This is a genomic window from Tepidimonas sp. (assembly GCF_036824975.1).
In the GTDB taxonomy this organism is placed as follows: domain Bacteria; phylum Pseudomonadota; class Gammaproteobacteria; order Burkholderiales; family Burkholderiaceae_C; genus Tepidimonas.
In genome coordinates, this window is record NZ_DAISZC010000033.1 from 1 (window position 1) to 1,477 (window position 1,477).

At 61.1% G+C, this 1,477-nt stretch carries 1 protein-coding gene; it reads right to left on the reverse strand.

The features are described 5' to 3' along the window. Entirely contained in the window at positions 1–927 is a 927-nt protein-coding gene (locus V7Z54_RS05505; RefSeq protein WP_334134981.1) for a porin, read from the reverse strand. Between the last annotated feature and the right edge of the window lie 550 nt (positions 928–1,477).

Below are 1,477 nucleotides of genomic sequence, written 5' to 3' on the forward strand. Positions count from 1 at the left end.
TCAGAACGTGTGCTTCAGGCCAACGCCAAAACGGCTATCCGGTGCACCCGCACGGCCGGTAACCGCAGCGGCATTGGCATCAAAGTAGCCGGCGTAGGCCGTGGTGCGCTTAGACAGCGCGTATGCGGCCGCCAAGCTCCAGCCGCGCTCGGCCTTGAAGCCATCCTGCTTGCTTTGAGCGTAGCCCACCGACAGCACCAGGTTCGAGGCCACGGGCACATCCGCACCGATGGACCACTCGTCGACGTCCGCGTTCTTGACACGACCGTAGGTGCCCAGCAGCTTGAAGCGACCAAAGTCATACGACGCCCCAAGGCGGGTGTACTTTTCGTTGTTCGGTTCGTCGTCCTGGTAGCCCAGCGCAACGAACAGCGGGCCGCCCTCGTACTTGACATGGAACGCGGCCACACGATTGTTGGCCACACCTTCGCGCAGGTTGGTGCTCACCGCACCGCTGAAGCCACCGAACGACGGCGTCGCGTAGTAAATGCCGTTGTTCGGGTTGGCGGTGTAGGCGTACTGGCTTTGGAAAATCAGGGCCACCGGGCCCAGGACATTGGCGTTGAACGCCGCGTCCGTGGCACCGCCGATGTCGTCATAAGCCGTCCAGATCTTGCCCAGCTTGACTTCACCGAAGCCACCGGACAGGCTCAGATAGGTCTGACGATCAAAGCCAGGACCGGCAGCGCCATTGTCGAGCTTGATCCCTTGCTCGAACAGGAAACCCGCCTTCAGGCCACCACCCAGGTCTTCTTCGCCCTTGATGCCCCAGCGGCTGGTGGAAACGCCTCCGCTGGTCAGCTTGGCGGGGCTGTTCTTGTCCTTATGCAGAACCATGTCTGCCACGCCGTACAGCGTCACGGACGATTGGGCCATGGCAACGCCCGAAGCCGCCAGCACGGCCAGCGCGATCAGAGTCTTTTTCATGCGATTCACCTTTCAACGGTTTGAAAACGGGTTCCACTCTTTCCACGACGTGTGGTACCCATAGCGCTATGTTAGCGACACTTTGTTGACAGTCCGGGTTTTCCCTATACCTGACGCCCGAAACGTTGCGACGCCGCAACATGACCACTGCTTCCGCACAAGAACCGAGTGTCACAAGCAAAACATAGACCAGATGGAGCGGAAGCGAGGTAGAGCGTATGCCTCGCTGCGTCGCCCCCATGTCAGCCGACATCCTGGTCTGTACCAGGCGGGTCAAGTCGTCGCGGTGGGGGGCATCGGAAAGGCCGCAGGCGTCGACATCGACGGACCGATTGAAGCCACGCACATCATTGGTGCATCAACAGCGTGCGTGCACCACGAGCGCGGCGGAGCCCAGGCTACCCAAGCTCCGGTGTATCAGGCCAAAGTCCTAAGCACCACTGCCGGCGGAACCGATCGGCGCCGGTCGATGACATCAACCGCGAAGCGTGCGGCCCGCTAGGCACACCAAAAAAAACCCGCTGCGAACGCAGCGGGTTTTTACACGAGT

What these genes read in the sequence shown, in the direction of transcription:
- V7Z54_RS05505 (WP_334134981.1), bottom strand. Translation starts at nt 927, where the DNA reads ATGAAAAAGACTCTGATCGCGCTGGCCGTGCTGGCGGCTTCGGGCGTT.